This is a genomic window from Allokutzneria albata, from assembly GCF_900103775.1.
GTDB lineage: Bacteria > Actinomycetota > Actinomycetes > Mycobacteriales > Pseudonocardiaceae > Allokutzneria > Allokutzneria albata.
In genome coordinates this window covers 733,678-752,230 of sequence record NZ_LT629701.1, presented here as the reverse complement: position 1 = coordinate 752,230, position 18,553 = coordinate 733,678, and the positions used below count along the sequence as shown (strand labels likewise).

Below are 18,553 nucleotides of genomic sequence, written 5' to 3'. Positions count from 1 at the left end.
TCCAGACGGAATGTCGGCGGAACGCGGTTGCACTCAGCCTACTGCGGGGTGGCCAGGATCTGCCCGTCGTCAGCCAACCGGGTCTGCAGCTCGCCGATGTCCACCCGCTGCACGGCGCGGTCCCCCGCGAGCGCGAGCGACGCCGCGACGCCCGCGGCGTGGCCGAGCATCTGGTACTGCACCTCCATGCGCACCGAGCTGAACGCGACGTGCGACGCGCTGATGCACACCGGGACGAGCAGGTTGGAGCATTCGGCGAAGCGCGGCACGATGCTGCGGTACGGGATCTGGTACGGGCGTACCGCCACCGAGAGGTAGCCCTCGTTGTAGACGGACGGGATCGGGTCGGGGTGCTCGTGCAGCCAGCGCCACGTGCGGCGGACCTCGCGGATGTCGATGTGGTAGGAGCCCATCGCCACCGCGTCGTACTTCGCCACCGGGCCGGGCAGCAGGTCGTGCTCGGTCAGCACGTACTCGCCGAGCATCCGGCGGGCCTCGCGGACGTAGAGCTGGTGCGGCAGGCCGCCGGTCGACGTGAACTCGTCCGCGGGAAGTCCCCACTTCACCATGCCGTCGCGGACGCGCTGCGGGACGTCCTGATCGAAGCTGACGAAGTACAGGAAGTCCTGCGTGTAGTCGCGGTGGCGCTGGGTGATGCGTTCCCGCTCAACGGGATCAGCGTCCGGGTAGGCCCAGTTGCTGCCGTCGAGGAGGTTCAGTGAGAACGGGCCGATGGAGTTCCCGTCGCACTTGCCCCTGGGGAGGTTCGGGACCAGGCCGAGCACGTCACCCGCTTCGAGCTCGATCCCTTGGCGGGCGAGCAAAGCGAAGTACCGGCGGCCGAGTTCCCAGTCCTCCTCGCGGTAGCCGTCACGGCGCTCGAACGGGATGCGGTCCGCCTCGCTGCTGAGGCACACGCGGTAGCCGTAGGCCATCACGCCGCCGTCGCCCTCCCCCACCTCGGCCGTGGGGGCGTCGTGGATGAACGGGGACAGCTGCCCGTTGGAGTCGAAGGGCCACAGGAACGGCGGGAACTCGTGCTTGCCGGGAGCTGGTTCCCTGCGCCCCGCGTAGGTCTCGCCGTACAGGGCGCGGTCTTCCCTGCCGACGCGGTAGCTCACGCCCGCCATAGCCAGCAGATCGCCCTCGTAGCTCGCGTCGACGAAGACACCCGCGCGGTAGACGGTTCCGTCCGAACCCGTCGCCGAGGTGATCTTTCCTTCCACAGTGGACACGGCGACGAGCGAGACGCCGAACACGACGACGACGCCGGCGCGCTCCAGCCAGCCGGTGAGAATCCATTCCGCCACATGGGGTTCCGGTCCCGCGTAGTGGCCGAGCGGGACGTCGTAGTACTCCGCGACACCAACGGCGAACTCCTTCGCCATCCCGCCGAGCACCCGGGCATCACCCAGGTCGGTATAGCCGAGGCCACCGGACACCATGCCGCCGACGTTGTGACCGGGCTCGACGATGGTGACCTGCACACCTCGGCGGGCGGCGGAGACCGCAGCGGCGACCCCGGCGGCGGTGGCGCGGTAGACGAGCAGCTCGGTGTCACTCATCGGTGGACAGTTCATTCGTGCGAGCGATCTGGGCGTAGTAGCGACCGCTGTCCTTGACTGTCCGGGCCAGGGTCTCGTAGTCGACGTGCACCAGTCCGAACCTCGGCGCATAGCCCATCGCCCATTCGAAGTTATCCATCAGCGACCAGTGGAAGTACCCGCGCACCGGAGCCCCGGCCTCGATCGCCTTGTGCAGGGCCGCGAGGTGGTCCCGCAGGAACTCGATCCGCCGGGTGTCGTGCAGGACGTCGTCGAACACGCCGCCGTTCTCGGTGATCAGGATCGGGATGTCGCCGTAGTCGTTGTGCAGGCGCAGCATCAGGTCCGTGAGCGCCGAGGGTGCGATGTGCCAGCCGGCGTCGGTCACCGGCTCGCCCTCGGGCACCTCGGCGACGGCCCAGCCGAACGGCTCGTGGTCCGGCTCGGCGCGCATGATCCGCGGGCTGTAGTAGTTCACGCCGATGAAGTCCGAGCCCGCGCCGATCACGTCGAGGTCCCCGGGGCGGACCATGTCCAACGGGCCGATCAGCCGCTCGTAGTGCTCCCGCATGTCGTCCGGGTAGGTCCCGCGGAGCACGGGATCGAGGAACCACCGGTTCACATAGCCGTCGGACGCCTCCGACGCACCGATGTCCTCGGGTCGGTCGCTCGCCGGGTAGTGCGGGAAGAGGCTGAACGCCACCCCGGCGCGTCCACCGCTGCCACCGGCGCGCAACGCCTGTACGGCCCTGCCGTGGCTGAGCAGCAGGTGGTGCATGGCCGTGACCGTGCCGCGAAGGTCCTTCTCCCCCGGCGCGTGGATACCGAGCTGGTGGCCGAGCACGCCGACGATCCACGGCTCGTTCTGCGTCACCCAGTCCTTCACCCGGTCACCGAAGGACTCGAAGCACGTCGAGGCGTAGTCGGCGAAGCGCTCGACGACGTCGCGGTTGCGCCAGCCGCCGATGCCCTGCAACGTCTGCGGCAGATCCCAGTGGTAGAGGGTGACCAGCGGCGTGATCCCCTTCTCCAGCACAGCGTCGATCAGCCGGTTGTAGTGGTCGATCCCGGCTTGGAGAGGCCTGCCCGAGCCCGTCGGGAACAGCCGCGGCCACGCCAGCGAGAAGCGGTAGCCGGACAGCCCGAGTTCGCTCATCAAAGAAACGTCCTCGCGCCAACGGTTGTAGTGATCGCACGCGCGGTCTCCGGTGTCACCGTTGTCCACCGCGCCCGGCGTGCGGGAGAATCTGTCCCAAATGGACTCTCCGCGTCCATCCGCGTCGACGGCGCCCTCGATCTGGTAAGCGGATGTCGATGCGCCCCACAGAAATCCGTCCGGGAACCGTTTAGTCGGCAAGAGCTTCCTCGCAAGCGTAGAGAAGCACCCCGATGCACCAGGAGTGCGACAGCGTGAGCAGCATTCCCTTGGGCTGGTAGCAGGCGGTCTGGTAGAACCGCTCGCTCACCATGCCCCGGTAGGCGTTGAAGTCCCCGTCGTGCCGGGCGATGAACTGCCGGAAGCACGCCAGGTTCTCGCGCGCCGACTCCAGGTAGTACTGGTCGTCGAGGTGCTTGCCCAGCCGCGTCAGCTCCGGCGCGCAGATCAGGCCGTAGGAGTGCAGGTGCTGGTTCGCCGGGGACGCCTGATCGGCTCCGCGGGTGCGGAAACCGTAGTGCGCCAACAGGGTGTGCTCGGGGAAGTCGACGTCGTAGGTGTAGCGGAACGTCAGCGTCCAGTCGGCGGACCTGCGCGCGGCGGCGAGCCAACGGGCGTCTCCGTCGCTCTCGAACAGGGCCACGTAGGCCATGATCGCGAGATAACCGTCTTCGGAACTCGGCGCCAGGTCGACGTCTTCCGGTGCGCCGTAGAGGAACTCGCTGTTCACCGCGGCCAGGTAGTACTGCCCCGCCCGCTGCGCGGCGCGCAGGTAGCTCGGCTCGTTCCACGCCGCGGCGGCCTCCACCAGAGCCGGGATCCACGCCAGCGCAGCCGTTCCCGTCCAGTCCAGCACATTGCCGGTGGCGGACTCGTACGCGGCACCGAGCGCGCCGTCCTCGCGCTGGCCCCGGCAGACAACGTCCAAATTGGATCGTACGGCCTTCTCCCACAACCCGCGATGGCCGCAGTCGACCACCGCACGGAGCAGGAAAAGCGTTGCCTCGCCGAGGGTTCTCGCGTGCAACCGGCCCGGCTCCGGCGTCCAGCCGACGGACCAGCCGTTCTCGGCCGTCCACTGGCCCCAGAACGTGCCACCCGGGGTCAGGCTGCTCGCGATGTGGTCGAGCACGGCTTCCGCGGCCTCGACGTAGTCCGCCCGGCCGCGCCGTCGACCATGCCTCAGCAACGCGTACGCGTAGGGGATCCCGCTGATCCACGACACGTGCATGGCTTGCCGGTCACCGCGTTCGCCCAGCGCGTGCCGGTCGAACGCAGCCGTCTCCAGCAGCACTGGCGGGTCAGGCTTGTAGTGCCACCGGTACAAGCCCCACGCCGCGAGGTCGGCCGCCTCCTCGATCGACACCCACGGAGTCACCTCGGACGGCGTGCGCGCATGCACGCCACGCAGCACGTCGGTGTAGGAATGCCGTTCAGTGCCAAGGAGGTTGATGTCGAAGTACAGGCTCTGAGTGCGGCCGGGCTCCCACCGATGAGACGGGCAGTCGGCGGGCAGTGGACGCGGAGAGCCGTCATAGACCACGGGCGTTTCGCGATACGGGAAGTGCAGTCGCAGCACGGGACGATCGCCGTCGAGTGTGAAGCCCATCCCGGCCTGCCCCACGGCTGAGCGCTCGGTCGTGACGAGTGCTGCGCCACCGTTGCGGTCCCACGCGAAGACCGCCGGGGTCGCCGCGCGGTCTGCCCGTAGGCCCCATTCGTCGGACTCCAGCAGCTGAGCGTCGGGGCTGTCCGTGGTGAACCGCGGATAGCGCACCTTGCACTCGGCAACCCGGTTCTCGCCGTAGAAGACCCCGGGCACAAGCCACCCCGGGTCGTCGGTCGGACCGAGCACCAACTCCACCCTGATCGTGGCGTCCACCGGCTCGTCCGCCCGGCACGTGACGTCGAGCCGGACCGCGAAGCGCCTGCCGCCCTCGGCGGTCGCCCGCGCGACGGCGAGGAAGGACGGCGACTCGCCCTCGACCGACCAGCCGCCGTCCTGGCTGTGGCCGGTCCGGGTGATCGCGATCGTCTCCACCTCGCCGTCCGCACGGAGAGCCTTCGCCACACAGGGCAAATGCGGTCCTCGCGGGCCGAAGAGGCTCACGGTTGCGGCCCGGAGGCGGACTCCACGACTCCCGCGTGCGTGGCGTGCGGCGGCTGCTCCGGGGCGTGCGGCTCGGTCGCGGGAACCGGGTACTCCAGCAGGTCGGTCTCCACGATCGGCTGCTCCGGGTCCCTGGGCACCCGGAACGTCTTGATCTCCGAAGGCCCGAACCGCCCGTGCACCATGCGGTTGAGCAGCGGCAGCTCGATGGTCGCCTCGACCTCCTGCCGCGTGGTCTCGTAGGCGCGCACGACCAGGTCGCCGTCGTCGTCCTGGGCTCCCTTGAGGACGGTCAGCAGCACCGCCTCGTTGTCCACCGCGAGGAACGACTGGCGCTGCGGGAGATCGCCCTCGTGGTAGGACTCCAGCAGCGTGAACGCACGCTGGTTCAGCTCGGCCGCCGAGCGGACCGTCTCCGCCTTCCGCCAGTCCCCGGCGTGCGGCACCAACCGGTAGGTGAACTGCTGGATCCCCTGGTCGAGGTAGGAGTAGAACTCCTCGGGCTCCAGCTCCTTCGGCTCGTGCCACGCGTAGACCGGGCTGCGCGCCACGGTGATCCCGATGTCGCTGTCGCGCACGTCGTGGCCGTACTTGCCGTCGTTGAGCACCGAAAGCCCGGCCGTCCGGCCGCCGGGGAGGGTTCCCGACACGTCGACCCAGCTCTGCGCGGCTTCCTCGCTGCCGTCGGTGGGCCGCTCGATGTGGCCGTAGGGGATCTCGAAGGTCGCCTTCGCCTCGCTGAGCGCGGTGGGGAACCGCAGCTTCAGCATGCGCTGCTTCTCCTGCCAGTCCAGCGTGACACGGACCTCGACGTGCCGCTCGTGCGCACCGAGGACGAACTCCTCGACCAGCGTGGAGTTGTTGTAGGTGCTGCGAACACGAACGATTGCACGAACGGGGCCGTTCTCCACGAGCCGCACCGAGTCCACTGCGAACTCACCGGCGACCTTGTCGTACGAGCGGACGCGATGGCCCCACGTGTCGGACAGGTCCTCGATGACGACGGCGTGCCCCGTGGAGTTGCCGTTGATCAGCTCGACGTCGGAGACCTTGTCCCGCAGGCTGGTCAGCCACCCCGTCGCGCGGTCGAACTCCACCGCGAGGAACTCGTTCTCCAGCACGGAGTCCTCGGCCCGCACGAGCGTGCTCGCGGGCGTCTCCTTCGCCGGGTAGATCCGGTAGGTGCGGTACCCCATCGGCGGGACATCGGCGTCGAGCACGAGCTTGCGCCTCCAGCCTTGAACGGTCGCGGAGGACCGGATGCGCTGCACCGCGACGGGTTCGCCGTCGTCGTCGACCGCCTTGGCGTCGAAGGCGGGGAACCCGCCGAACTCGAACTCCACGCCGGTGCGCAACGGCCACGGGTGCGGGTTGAACACGACCAGCGGCGTCATCTCCGGCTCGGCCGGGATGTCGATCCGCCTGCTCAGCGACTGCACCGCGTGGTTGAAAGCGTTGTTGGCCAAGGACTTCGCGTGGCCGTACTGGTCACGACTGTCCTCATAGGCCGGTTCGATCGAGCAGCCGCCGAGCGTGTCGTGCGACTGGTTGAACAACACCAGCTTCCACGCCGCGTCGAAGTCCGCGAGCGGATACGGGATGCCCGCGACCACGGACGCGATGGCGGACCACTTCTCCGCGCGCGCCAACAGGTTCTCCGACTGGCGGTTCCACCGCTTCACGCCGGAGTGCGCGGAGTAGCAGCCGACCGCGTGGTGCTGCAGCTCGCCCGTGTGCACCGGGATGTCCTCGCCGCGCTCGACGAGCCCGTCGAAGTAGGTGCGCGGCCACGAGCACTTCATGCTGGGCAGCCCGTCCACCGCGTCGAGCCTGCGGATGCTGTCCAGGTTCGCCTTGGTCGGCCCGCCACCGTGGTTGCCGACGCCGTAGAACACCATCAGCTCGGGCAGGTCGGGCGGCAGCTGGGCAAGCGACTTGTCCACCTGGTAGCCGAGGTCCTGGCTGGAGCTGCAGTACTCGTGCGGGATGCGGTAGGTCAGCACGCGCGAGCCGTCCGCGGACTCCCACCAGAAGTACGGGCCGGGCAGCGTCATCTCGTGCGGCCCCGGGCGCATGAAGATGTAGGAGTCCATGCCGCTCTTGCGCAGGATCTGCGGGATGGAGGCGTTGTGCCCGAACGGGTCCACGTTGCAGCCGGTCGTGGCCATGACGCCGAACTTCTCCCGCAGGTAGCGCTGCGAGTAGAGGCCGTGGCGGGCGAAGGACTCGCCGCCGGGCAGGTTGCAGTCCGGCTCGACCCACCAGCCGCCCGCGACCTGCCACCGCCCCTCGGCGATGCGCTCGGAGATCCGCTCGAACAGCTCCGGATCGCTCTCCTCCACCCACGCCAGGTAGACGACGCCGTCCATGGTGAAGACGAACTCGGGGTACTCCGTCATCCGGTCGACCGCGGACTGGAAGGTCGCCCGCACCTCCTGGTAGCCCTCCGGCCACTGCCACAGCCAGACGGGGTCGATGTGCGAGTTGCCGATCATGTGCAGGACGCGCTGGTCCATCTCTAACCCTTCCGCCCCTGGGTGGCGATCCCTTGCATGAAGTACCTCTGCGCCAGGAAGAACACGATGATCATCGGAACCGTGGTGATCACGCTCCCGGCGAGCACGACCTCCCACTGCTGCTCCCCGCTCTGGCCGAACTGGTCGGAGATGGCCTTCAGGCCGCGGGGCAGGGTGAACAGCTCCGGGTCACGCAGGTAGATCAACGGCTTGAGCAGGTCCGACCAGCTGGCCTTGAGCTCGAAGATGAACGACACGATCAGCGCGGGGCGGCACAGCGGCACCGCGATCCGCCAGAACAGCGTCCAGTGGCTTGCCCCGTCGATCCTGGCCGCCTCGAACAGCTCCCTGGGCAGGCCGAGGAAGAACTGGCGCAGCAGGAAGATGTAGAACGCGCTGCCGAAGAGGTTCACCGCCCACAGCGGGACCTGCGTGTTGGCCAGGCCGACCGAGTTCCAGATCAGGTAGACCGGGATCATCGTCACCGCGGCCGGCAGCATCATCGTGCCCAGCACCAGGCCGAACAGCGCGTTGCGGCCGGGGAAGCGGAAGTACGCGAAGCCGAACGCGACCAGCGAGCTGACCAGCGTCACCGCCGCGGCCGCCGCCAGCGCCACCACGACGCTGTTGACGAACCAGTCCAGCACCGGCGCGGCCTGCCAGACGTCGACGTAGTTCTCCGGCCGCACCTGCTCGGGGACCAGCTTGTTGTCGAAGACCTGCGACCGCGGCTTCAACGACGCGCTGAGCACCCACAGGAACGGGTAGAGGAACAGGACGGACGCGCCGATCAGCACGACCCAGAACAGGACGCCCCTGCGTTGTTTCAGCACCGGCTCACCCGCCCTCGTAGTAGACGAACCGCTTGCTGACCCGCACCTGGATCGCCGTGATGATCATGATGATCCCGAACAGCAGCCAGGCCATCGCCGACGCGTAGCCCATGTGCAGGAACTGGAAGGCCTGCTGGAACAGGTAGATCAGGTAGAACAGCGCGGCGTCGCTGCTGTAGGTCGCCGAGGCGCTGCTGCCGTAGAAGGCGGTGTAGGCCTCGTCGAAGGTCTGCAGCGCGGCGATGGTCTGCACGATGAAGGTGAAGAACAGCGTGCCGCTGATCATCGGCAGGGTGATGTGCCGGAACCGCCGCCAGGGCGAGGCCCCGTCCAGCTCGGCCGCCTCGTAGAGGTCCAGCGGCACGTTCTTCAGCGCCGCCAGGTAGAGCACCACGGTGCCGCCGACCGACCACAGGTTCATCAGCACCAGGCCGGGCTTGACCCAGTCCGGGTCGGTGCTCCACGCCGGGCCCTGGATGCCGAACAGCCCCAGGAACTCGTTGATCAGACCGACCTGGCCGTTGAACAGCATCAGGAACAGCACGCCGACGGCCACCTTCGGGGTGACCTCGGGCAGGTAGAACAGGGTGCGGAAGAAACCGGCCGAGCGCTTGCCGACCCGGTTGAGCACCATGGCCAGCGCCAGCGCGACGATCATCGTGCCGGGCACCACCATCAGCGAGTAGACGACGGTGTTGGCCAGGCTCTTGGCGATCTTCGGATCGCTGAGCAGCTGCTCGTAGTTGGCCCAGCCCACCAGGTTCGGCGAGCCGAGCGCGTCGTAGTCGGTCAGCGAGAGCACGAAGCTGGCCACCATCGGCCCGGCCATGAAGATCAGGAAGCCGACGATCCACGGCGACAGGAAGGCATAGGCCGCCCAGGTCTCCCGCTTGCGGAAACCCTTGCGCCAGCGCCGGATCCGCTCCTTGCGGTCCGGCGCGGCAGTGGCCGTCACCGCGGCCCTCACCGTCCGCCGGACGCGCGGTCGAGCGCCTGCTGGGCCTCGCGCTGCGCCTGGGCGAGGGCGTCTGCGGCCTTCTGCTGCCCGGAGAGCACCCGGTTCACCGCGTCGCTCCACGCCGTCTTGAACTCCGAGCCCGCGGGCGAGGCGGGCATGGTGAACGCCGACTCCTGGGCGCTGAGCACGGCCTTGACCGCCTTGTCGAACACCGGCTTGTCGTCGAGCTTGACCAGCTCACCGAAGATCTTCTGGTCGGCGACCGCGTTGGCGGTGTAGACGCCGGTGAACGCCTTGCCCTCGGCCTTGCGCGCGCCCGCCCTTGCCTGCGCCGCGGCGATCCAGGACTCCGAGGAGGTCATCTCCTTGATCCAGGCGCACGCCCTGTCCTTGTTCTTGCTCGCGGCCGGGATCGCCCACGCGCTGCCGGTGACCCAGTCGATCGGCCTGCCCTGGGCGTCGGTGAACGCCGTGACGCCCAGCGCCATGTTCGGCGACATGTTGGCCAGCACGTTGAGGTACCAGTCCTCCATCGGGAACGCCGCGAGCTGGTCCAGGCTGAACGGGTTCTTCTCGCCGAAGAAGTTGAACGAGTCGCGGAAGGCCTTCACCGCGCCCCAGCCGCCCTGCTTGTCCAGCAGGCCGACCGTGTACTCCAGCACCTCGACCAGCTTCGGGTCGTCGAGGTTGGCCTTCTTCCCGTCGTCGCTGAGCATCTTCACGCCGTTGGCGCGGGCCCACAGCGGCAGGAACTCCGGGATCTTCGGGTCGAAGCCGATCCTGGCGAGCTTGCCGTCGCCGGCGCGCTTGGTCAGCTCGACGACGGTCCGCTCCAGCCCGGCGCGGTCGCTCACGTTCACCGCGGCGCTGGCGTTGGTCATCAGGACCCGGTTGTTGTAGAACTCCGGCAGCCCGTAGAGCTTGCCGTCGAGGGTGACCTCGGCCAGCGCGGGCGCGCGGTACTGCTTGAGGTCGATCTTCTGGCCGGCCACGCAGGAGTCCAGCGGCTCGACCGTGCCGCGCGCGGCGTAGGTGCCGAGCAGCTGGCGGTCCATGTACACCAGGTCGGGCGGGCTGCCGGAGGCGACAGCGGAGAGGAACTGCTGCGCGTCGAAGGCGTTGCCGCCGATGCGCACGGTGGCCGGGGCGATCACCTTGTTGGCCCGCTCCACCCGGGTCTTGGCGATCTCGTCGCCGGTGCCGAACCCCATGGTGGTCAGGGTGGCGGCGCCCTCCGGCCCGGAGGAACGCCCGACCCCGCCGCAGCCGGCGAGCACGAGGGCCGATGCCACGGTGAGAGCGGTGAGACTGCGCTTCGACATGCCGTGTTCCTCCGCGCCTTCGAGGGGGAATCAGTCAACACAGTGCGGATCGACGCATGGCAACGTTGCCATGTGGAATCGTTGCCACAACCTAGGTGCGGTATCCCCGCGCCGTCAAGGTCTCTCCAGCCCTCCTGAACCGCGGGTTCAGCGCGGTGGGGCGGTGGAGGCGCGGACGACCAGCTCGGGCTGGACGTGGACGATCGTCGGCTCCTGCTCGGCGGCCCCGTCGAGCCGGTTCAGCAGCACCTCGGCGCAGCGCTTCCCGAAGGACACGGTGTGCTGCGTGACGGTGGTGATCCCCGGGCGGACCATGGACATCCACGGCACGTCGTCGTACGCGGCCAGGGACAGCTTCCTGGGCACCGCGATCCGCCTGCGCTGGATCTCCTGGAACGCCCCCTGCGCGATCACGTTGTTCGCCGCGAACAGGGCGGTGACGTCGGGGTGGGCGCCGAGCAGCTCGGCGGTCGCACCGCGGGCCGCCTCCGCCTCGAAGCTGGTGGTGAAGGAGATCAGCTTCTCGTCCAGCGGGACCCCGGCGGCCTCGTGCGCGGCGCGGTATCCCGCGAGCCTGCCCGCGCCGGTGGTCCACTTCGTCTCGTCGATGAGCAGCGCGATCCTGCGGTGGCCCAGCCCCAGCAGGTGCTCGGTGATCAGCTCGGCGCCCTGCTCGTTGTCGCCGAGGACCGCGTCGCCGTGCCGCGTGCCCGCGCGGCGGTCGGCCTGGACCACGTTGATCCCGTGCTCCCGCAGGCTTTTCACCGAGCGCGACGACACCGGCGTGATGATCACCCCGGAGACCCGCATCGCCGCGAAGGTCTGCACGGCGAGCAGTTCCTCCTCGGCGTTGCCGTCGTCGTTGACCAGGATCATGTGGTAGCCGGCCGCGCGCAGCACCTGCTCGATGCCCGCGGCGAGGTCGGCGTAGAAGGGGTTGCGCAGATCGGAGATGAGCACGCCGACCGAGCGGCTGCTGCGGTTGCGCAGGCTGCGCGCGTTGGCGTCGGGGATGTAGCCGATGCGGGCGGCGGCGGCCCGGACGCGCTCGCGGACCTCGGGCGCGGTGTAGCCGGTTCCGTTGAGCGCGCGGGAAACCGTCGACGGGGACACCCCGGCCTCCCGCGCGACGTCGGCTCCTGTCGGCCGCCGGACCACCCCACCGCTCACGTGGTGATCCTATCCACGGCACTGTCCAGTTTGGACCTGTACTCCGACCAGATCCGCGTCACATCCGCGAGGTCGGACGGCCGCAGTTGCTCCCCGCTGTGGTCGATGTGCGTCGCGTAGTACAGCGCGGGCACACCGAGCGCGGGTTGCTCGCGAAGATAGGCCGCCCACTCCGCCCGGTCGGGAAGGCACCAACCGTCGGTGTCGATGGGTGTCCCCGGACATGCCGCCGCCACAACGGATGCGCGGTACCGCATGTGCTCGACCACCGGCCCTGACGGGTCGACCGCGTCGAGCATCCGGATGTCGTTGAGCCGGATCATGTCCGTCACGTCCCGGAACGCGGGGTTCGGCGTGTGCGTGATGATCAGCGAGTCCGGCTTGACCCGCTTCGCGGTGGTGTAGGCGCAGCGCAGCAGTTCGTGCAGCAGCGCGGCGCCCCACTTCGGCCCGGCCGTCGTCAGCGCGACCCCGCTCGGCGTGCGGGCCAGGAAGTCGATTTTCAGCCCGGCCGCGTCCAGGCCGCCAGGGCCGAGCAGGTAGGCGATCGTCTCCTCGATCAGCCGCCGCCCCTGCGCGCTCTGCGGGTCCAGGGCAACGGGTGTCCCGTCCGGCAGCCGCACGCAGGCCTCGGCCGGTGCGCCCTCGAAGTCCCACGCCTTCCACCACAGCACCACGCGCTGCCCCCGGGCGCGCCGGGACGCGATCCACCCGCGCAGGTCGGGCCACTTGCGCTCGTCGGGCTGGTTGGTGCCGTAGTCCCGCTGCCACTTGTCGTCCACCACAATGGTTCCCGGCACCACGCCGTGCTCACCGAGGTGCCGGAGGAACCGGTCGTAGTTCTCCTGCGTCGCGTGGTCGGCGGCGGGCTGCCCCAGGCAGTTCTGCGCGCCCCACCCGCAGAAGATCGGCTCAAGCCAGTGCCGCGGGACCGGCTCGGTGCGCGGAGGCGGCACCAAACCCTTGCCCAGCAGCAGATCGTGGTGCATGCGCAGGGCAGCGGCCGGGTCCGCCGCACCGAACTGGATCACTACGTCAGGCGCGCGGAACGCACCGTCCACTGTGGTGTGCCCCTCGTAGTCCAGCCGCAGCCCGAGCGCGTCGACGCCGCCGGTGTAGTGCAGCGACGTGAAGTTCTGCTCCGAGATCGGGGACGCGATGCCCAGCGCCGCCCACTGCGACCCCCGGGAAACCGCGTAGCACCAGGGAGCGGGCACGAACAGCCACCGCCCGACACCGGGCTCCGCGCCGTCCCCGACCACGCCGATCACCGCGGGCTCCCCCGCGGGCCGCACGGATCGCCGAGGATGATCGGGGTTCGGCGTGAACACGGTCTCCAGCGCCGATCCGCTCGGCAGGAACCCGTGGGGCGCCCACCACCCACCGAGCAGGTGCGCGGTCAGCAACGAGCCCGCGCCGGTGACCTCGGTCCGGAGCTCGATCCGGTCCGGGTGGCACTCCATCACCGTTGTCCGGCTCTGCCACCGGGAACTACGGCAGCGCACCTCGATGCGCGAGCCGTCCCGGACGACCTCCGGTGTGCCCAGGGTCTCGTCCGGCCCCTCTACGGTGTCCAGCGACGCCAACAGCCTCAGTTGAAACCAGAGGTCAGGGCCGCGAACGGACGCGACCAGGCGACGCTCGTCCAGCTCGACCGTGTAGTTCATCGAACGTCCACCAGCGCCTCCGCCTGCTGACCGAACCGTCGCGTGCCCACCGTGAAGTCGGCGGCGATCCGCGCGCGCCGCACCCCGTCCCGGGTGGGCGTGATGGTGAACGTGAACGTCGTCCCCGCGCCGCCGGGCACCTTCGCCGAGCACGACGGCGGTGAGCAGGTCCAGCCCTGCGGCACCACCATCCGCACGGTCACGTCCTCACGGCCGTGGAACGGGTTGAGCACTTCGACCCGCACCTCCAGCGGCTCGCCCGGCGCGGTCCTGCCCTGGTACGGCCTGATCCACGCGCCGACGCCCTCCGCCCCGAAGTCCACATCGGACAGCGGGAGCAGGTCGCGGTGCAGGTCCGCCAGCTCCTCCGCCTTGACCAGGAGCATGTCCAGGTAGGCGTCGTCCACCCGGCGCGGTGCCCAGTGCCCGCTGATGATCAGGTCGGGCCGCAGCTCGCGGTAGAGCTTCGCGCTGGCGATGAAGTCGTCGATCCGGAACCGGTTCTTGTACTGGAGGTTCAGCAGCTCGGAGCGCTCGCCCTCCTCCCACAGCGTGGTCTGCTGGTCGCCGGTGGCGATCACCCGCTCGCCGTCCACCTCGAACGCGATCGCCACCGCGTACAGGGTGTGCCCCGGCAGCGGGTGCAGCGTCAGCTCGTACTCGTGCCACCGCTGCGGCACCCCGACCTCCACCACCCGGTCGGTCGCGATCGGGTCGTACCAGAGGCAGGGCAGGTCGTAGCGGGCCGGATCGGCCAGGATCTCCGCGACGGAGCGCTCGCACCAGATCTCGGTGCCCTCGACCTCGCGCAGCAGGTTGAACCCGGCCACGTGATCGTCGTGGTAGTGCGTCGCGACGGCCACCTCGACCCGGCGCACGCCGAAGTCCTTGCGCAGCGCGGGAAGCGAGGACAACATCGGCCGCCGCGACGAGCGGTCGTCGCCGACTGGCCAGCCGACGCACATGTCGTAGCCGTAGTCGATCAACAGCGCGTTCCCGGTCTCCGACAGCAGCACGTAGGTCGTGCCGAAGCTCGTCCGGTTGCGCAGCAGGTGCGGCGTGATCTCCTCGTACGGCCGGTCGAGCCAGTCGCGCAGGTCCCACGGCTTGTCCCGCCGCGAGTCGGAGAACGCCAGCAACCGCTGCTCGGTCAGCTCGAACGCGGCCGCGGGGTCCTCGACCGCAGGCCCGTGCGACGGCAGCACGAGATCCGGTTCGTGCTCGGCCAACTGGTAGAGCGAGAGCACCGTGTTCTGCACGCCCTCCACCCCGGAGTACGACCGCTGCGTCGCGGCGAGCGACCACACCTTGCCATGCCCGTAGACCAGGTCGCCGGTGAACGCCACGCGCCGCCCGCCGAGCTCCACCAGGTACGACACCGAGCCGAGGGTGTGCCCGGGGGTCGGCAGCGTGAGCACGTCGAACCCGCCGAAGCGGCGCGTGCGGTACTCCGGCACCACGCCGGTCACCTCGACCGGTTCGAGCAGCGAGAACCGGTCCTGCCGCAGGTCGTAGTAGTTGAAAACCGGCCGCGCCTGCCAGTGCTCGTCGACCTTGTCGAACAGGTCCCGCTCGGTCGGCGGCACCCAGATCCGGATGCCGGCCGCCACCGCGCGCGCCAGGCCCTGGCACTGGTCGCGGTGGTGGTGGGTGATCAGCACGTCGGTGACCACCTCGGCCCCGAACCGGTCGAGGTGGTCCAGCACGTCACCGGAGCCGAAGTCGATCAGCACCGCCGCACCGTCGCGGACGAGCACGTAGACGTTGCAGGTGTCCTCGAACAGGTGGACACCGCCGGGTAGCGCCTGTCCCATCCGCACGTCCCTTCCGGCCTAATGTGGCAACGTTGCCACATCGCTCCCGGAAATGTCACCAGGGATTTGCGCCAGCAGATCCGCGACGAACCGGTCCAGCACCCCGTCACCGACCCGCACCGGGGCCTCGTCGTGCGGCCGCTTGGTGTCGGTCGGCCGCCCCGCCGCCTCGACGAGCTCCAGCACTCTCGCCCTGGCCTCGGCTTCTCCGCCCGCGAGCGCGGTGACGGCGGCGGCGAGCGCGCGGCCCCACAACCCGGTCGCCTCCAGCCACGCGTCGGCCTCGGCGGCGAACCCCGGAACGATCACCCCCGTCCGGATCAACCCCGGCACGCCCGCCAGCCTGTCGGCCATCCGCGCCAGCAGCGCCAGCGCCGCCTCGGTCTCCCCGGAGCGCCACGCCGCCCAGAACTCCTCGATCCGCGCGCTCAGCTCAGGCGCCTGCTCCAGGTGCAGCCGCTCGTCGAGGGTGTTCAGATCGGCGAAGGTCAGCAACGCGTCCAGCACGTCGTCCCGCCCACCGGCCAGCGAAGCCAGTGCGGCCCGCCACGACGCGCGCGACTCGAAGTGCCGGTCGTCCCACCCGAACTCGGCGAACGAGCGCAGCGCCACCGTGCTCATCGCCGCCTGGTTCATCGGGTTCGACAGAACGCCGCTGACGTGCTCGGACAGCCCGTTCTCCCGGCCGGAGTAGTCCCCGAGCGGCACCCGCCCGTGGATGTAGTCGTTGACCGGGTAGTTGTCCCACAACAGGATCCGGTGCCCGAAGACCTCCTCTGCGCGCGCGGCCTCCGCCTTGGTGATCGTGCGCGGGATGACGCCGACACCGGTCCACCACACGTAGACGTCCTGGTGGAGCTGTTCCCGCAGCGCCTTCTTGTAAGGGGTGTCTTCGAGGTCGAAGTACTCGGTCGGCACGAGCTGCACGGGCTCTCCCGGCCCCGCCCACGCGTGCACCTGGTTCAACAGCCACGCCTGCGCCGCGCCGCTCTCGGCGAACCGGCGTTCGTCCTCCTCGCAGTGCCACACCTTGTGGTCGATGTCGTCGAGCGCGACCGCGAACGAGGTGCCGCCGAGCTGCCGGATCGCCTCGAACTTCGCCAGCAGCGCGGCGAGGTCGCCGGGATCGGAGTACCGCATCGACAGGCCGGGCGAGACGGTGAAGACGAACCGCACGTGGTTGTCCTTCGCGCGGGCGATCAGCTCCCCCAGCTCGGCGAGCTTGTCCTCCGGGTAGGGCTCGCGCCACCGGTCGCGGTGGTAGGCGTCGTTCTTCGGCGCGTACACGTAGGTGTTCATCCGGTGCTCACCGAGGAAGTCCAGGTGTGCCAAGCGGTCCTCGTGCGACCACGGAGTGCCGTAGAACCCCTCGATGGAACCGCGGAAGGGCATCGCGGGCGCGTCGCGGACGACCAGGCCGGGCTGCGCCTCCCCCCGCTCGACCAGCCGGCGCAGGGTCTGCGCCGCGTAGAAGGTGCCCGTGGGATCGGCCCCGTCGAGCACGACCTCGTCGCGCCCGATGATCACCTGGTAGGACTCGGGACCTCCGACGAACCCCTCCCCGCCGAACCGCACGGTGACGTCGTCGCCGAGGGCCGCCCGCACCACGCGCTCCGCCGCCGCGTCGCCGTGCGGGGCGTGGACAACCTGAAACTGTTTTGCCGACATGCCTCCGGAAGGCTAATCACCGATGTCGGCGGCTGGCGAGACCACCATTCGGCTTGACTTCACCTCAGGCGCGCTGGGCGGCCTCCTCGACCGGAGTGCTGAAGCGCCGCAACGCCCTGTTCCTCGTTGCGGTATACGCAATCCCCGCCACGCAGAGCGCGCCGCCGGACACGAGCGCGAACGCGGGCGAACTCCCGCCCGCGAAGAGCCCGGCCCGGAAGTTGCCGATGTCCGGACCGGACACGCCGATGATGTGCTCGACCGCACCGACCCGGCCGCGATAGGCGTCCGGCGTGGCGATCTGGACGATGGCGCCGCGCGAGATGACCGAGATCGTGTCCGCGGCCCCGGCGATCACCAGACAGGCCACGCCGATCCACAACGGTCGCGCCACACCGAATCCCGCGAGCGCGGCACCCCACACCCCGGCTGCGGCGAGCATGACCGCCCCCGGGCGGCGCGCTCGGGTGACCAGTCCGGACGCCGCGCCCGCCGCGATCCCGCCGACCGCGATCGCGGACATGAACAGCCCCAACGCTTCCGGCCGGCAGAAGCGCTCGTCCGCGATCGCCGGGAACAACGCGATCGGCATGGCGAACACCGTGGCCACCACGTCGGTCACCAGCGCGCCACGGACGACCGGCTGGCCGACGAGGAACCGCCAGCCTTCGCCGATCGCGCGCGGTCCCGGACGGGTGCCTTCGCCTTCCGGGCGCATCGACGGCAGCATGAACACCCCGTAGAGCCCGATGGCGAAGGTGAACGCGTCGATCACGTAGCAGGTGGCGACGCCCCACTGCGCGGTGATCACGCCCGCGATCGCCGGACCGGCGAGCATGGCCGCCTGGAAACTGATGTGGTTCAAGGCGATCCCGGCGCGCACCAGGTGCTCCGGCAGCAGCCGCACCACGAAGGTCTTGCGCGCCGGTGCCCCGAGTCCGCTGAACGTCGACTGCAGGCCGACGAGACCGAGCACCACTGCGAGCGAGGCGAAGCCCAGGAGTGCTTGTGCCGCGAGCAGAGCCGTCGTCACGATCTGGCCGACCGTGGTGAACAGCACCAGCCGCCGCCGGTCCACCGTGTCGGCGAGGGTGCCGCCCAGCAGCCCGAACACCACCATCGGCACCGCGTGGACGATCCCGATCGTGCCGACCGCGACCGGGTTCTCCGTCAGCTGCCACACCTGGGTGAGCACGGCGACGACCGTGAGCTGCCCGCCCAGGGTCGACGCGGTGTTGCCGATCCACAGCCGCCGGAACGCGGTGCTGGCGCGCAGCGGCCGCACGTCGATGAGCAGCTTCACTCCAGGTGCTCCGCGATCCGGTCGTGGAAGGACTTCTTCGCCAAAGCGGCCTCCAGGTCCCGCACGACCTGGCTCAGCGCGTAGGGGATCTCCTCCTCCAGCTCCGCGACGGCCCGCTCGGTAGCCCGCCACTCGGCTTCGAGGAAGGGGACAAGCTCCTTGGCCCGCTCGGTCAGCTCGACGCTCTTCGTCCGCGCGTCTGCACCGGGCACGCTCGTGACCAGGCCCTCGCGACGCAGCGCGGCCACGGTCTGGCTCATCGCGGAGTGCGTGACGTCCAAGTCCTCGGCCAGCTCGCGGATGGTCATCGGCCCCGAGTGGCCCAGCCGGATCATCGGCATCACGTAGCGCGGGCGCACCCCCTCGATGCCGCGCTCGGTGTAGAGGCGGCCGATCTCCTCGTCCATGGCCGCGAGCAGCAGGCGCAACGGCCGCCAGCGGCTGTGCTTGGTCGGATCGGTCATGCGGACTATCGTAACAGCACTTATATTA

13 protein-coding genes are annotated in these 18,553 nt (G+C 69.6%); all 13 read right to left on the bottom strand.

Features of this window, described 5'->3' with window-relative positions:
- Positions 1-38 precede the first annotated feature (38 nt).
- On the bottom strand, positions 39-1,565 hold the full coding sequence (locus BLT28_RS03225; protein WP_030432323.1) for an FAD-dependent oxidoreductase: 1,527 nt from the start codon (positions 1,563-1,565) through the stop codon (positions 39-41).
- Positions 1,558-2,901, bottom strand: coding sequence for a GH1 family beta-glucosidase (locus tag BLT28_RS03220; RefSeq protein ID WP_030432322.1), 1,344 nt, complete (start codon positions 2,899-2,901; stop codon positions 1,558-1,560). Before BLT28_RS03220 ends, BLT28_RS03225 begins: the two co-directional genes overlap by 8 nt.
- Complete coding sequence (locus tag BLT28_RS03215) at positions 2,891-4,771, bottom strand: hypothetical protein (RefSeq protein WP_197683961.1); 1,881 nt, start codon at positions 4,769-4,771, stop codon at positions 2,891-2,893. Before BLT28_RS03215 ends, BLT28_RS03220 begins: the two co-directional genes overlap by 11 nt.
- 35 nt (positions 4,772-4,806) lie before the next feature.
- Entirely contained in the window at positions 4,807-7,326 is a 2,520-nt protein-coding gene (locus BLT28_RS03210; RefSeq protein ID WP_063766668.1) for an alpha-mannosidase, read from the bottom strand.
- 2 nt (positions 7,327-7,328) lie between these two features.
- Positions 7,329-8,159: a carbohydrate ABC transporter permease gene (locus tag BLT28_RS03205; protein ID WP_030432319.1), complete on the bottom strand. Its 831-nt coding sequence runs from the start codon at positions 8,157-8,159 to the stop codon at positions 7,329-7,331.
- Between the two features lie 4 nt (positions 8,160-8,163).
- Positions 8,164-9,114 carry a carbohydrate ABC transporter permease gene (locus BLT28_RS03200; RefSeq protein ID WP_231950597.1) on the bottom strand — a complete coding sequence of 317 codons (951 nt, stop codon included), beginning with the start codon at positions 9,112-9,114 and terminating at the stop codon, positions 8,164-8,166.
- An 8-nt stretch (positions 9,115-9,122) separates the two neighbouring features.
- Positions 9,123-10,439 (bottom strand): ABC transporter substrate-binding protein, encoded by a 1,317-nt coding sequence (locus BLT28_RS03195; RefSeq protein WP_030432317.1) that lies wholly within the window; start codon positions 10,437-10,439, stop codon positions 9,123-9,125.
- Positions 10,440-10,586: 147 nt separating this feature from the next.
- The gene (locus BLT28_RS03190) at positions 10,587-11,609 is read right to left on the bottom strand and encodes a LacI family DNA-binding transcriptional regulator (RefSeq protein WP_043813328.1); all 1,023 of its coding nucleotides are present in this window, start codon (positions 11,607-11,609) and stop codon (positions 10,587-10,589) included.
- Positions 11,606-13,276 (bottom strand): alpha-galactosidase, encoded by a 1,671-nt coding sequence (locus BLT28_RS03185; RefSeq protein ID WP_052407911.1) that lies wholly within the window; start codon positions 13,274-13,276, stop codon positions 11,606-11,608. Before BLT28_RS03185 ends, BLT28_RS03190 begins: the two co-directional genes overlap by 4 nt.
- Positions 13,273-15,090: an MBL fold metallo-hydrolase gene (locus BLT28_RS03180; RefSeq protein WP_030432314.1), complete on the bottom strand. Its 1,818-nt coding sequence runs from the start codon at positions 15,088-15,090 to the stop codon at positions 13,273-13,275. The genes BLT28_RS03185 and BLT28_RS03180 overlap by 4 nt, the downstream gene beginning before the upstream one ends.
- Positions 15,091-15,108: 18 nt before the next feature.
- A complete protein-coding gene (locus BLT28_RS03175; protein ID WP_081900659.1) occupies positions 15,109-16,758 on the bottom strand; it encodes a beta-N-acetylhexosaminidase family protein in 1,650 nt (549 codons plus the stop codon).
- Positions 16,759-16,822: 64 nt separating this feature from the next.
- On the bottom strand, positions 16,823-18,061 hold the full coding sequence (locus BLT28_RS03170; RefSeq protein WP_030432312.1) for an MFS transporter: 1,239 nt from the start codon (positions 18,059-18,061) through the stop codon (positions 16,823-16,825).
- Complete coding sequence (locus BLT28_RS03165; protein WP_030432311.1) at positions 18,058-18,525, bottom strand: MarR family winged helix-turn-helix transcriptional regulator; 468 nt, start codon at positions 18,523-18,525, stop codon at positions 18,058-18,060. Before BLT28_RS03165 ends, BLT28_RS03170 begins: the two co-directional genes overlap by 4 nt.
- Between the last annotated feature and the right edge of the window lie 28 nt (positions 18,526-18,553).

What these genes read in the sequence shown, in the direction of transcription:
- BLT28_RS03180 (WP_030432314.1), bottom strand. Translation starts at nt 15,090, where the DNA reads ATGGGACAGGCGCTACCCGGCGGTGTCCACCTGTTCGAGGACACCTGC.
- BLT28_RS03225 (WP_030432323.1), bottom strand. Translation starts at nt 1,565, where the DNA reads ATGAGTGACACCGAGCTGCTCGTCTACCGCGCCACCGCCGCCGGGGTC.
- BLT28_RS03210 (WP_063766668.1), bottom strand. Translation starts at nt 7,326, where the DNA reads ATGGACCAGCGCGTCCTGCACATGATCGGCAACTCGCACATCGACCCC.
- BLT28_RS03165 (WP_030432311.1), bottom strand. Translation starts at nt 18,525, where the DNA reads ATGACCGATCCGACCAAGCACAGCCGCTGGCGGCCGTTGCGCCTGCTG.
- BLT28_RS03195 (WP_030432317.1), bottom strand. Translation starts at nt 10,439, where the DNA reads ATGTCGAAGCGCAGTCTCACCGCTCTCACCGTGGCATCGGCCCTCGTG.
- BLT28_RS03185 (WP_052407911.1), bottom strand. Translation starts at nt 13,276, where the DNA reads ATGAACTACACGGTCGAGCTGGACGAGCGTCGCCTGGTCGCGTCCGTT.
- BLT28_RS03175 (WP_081900659.1), bottom strand. Translation starts at nt 16,758, where the DNA reads ATGTCGGCAAAACAGTTTCAGGTTGTCCACGCCCCGCACGGCGACGCG.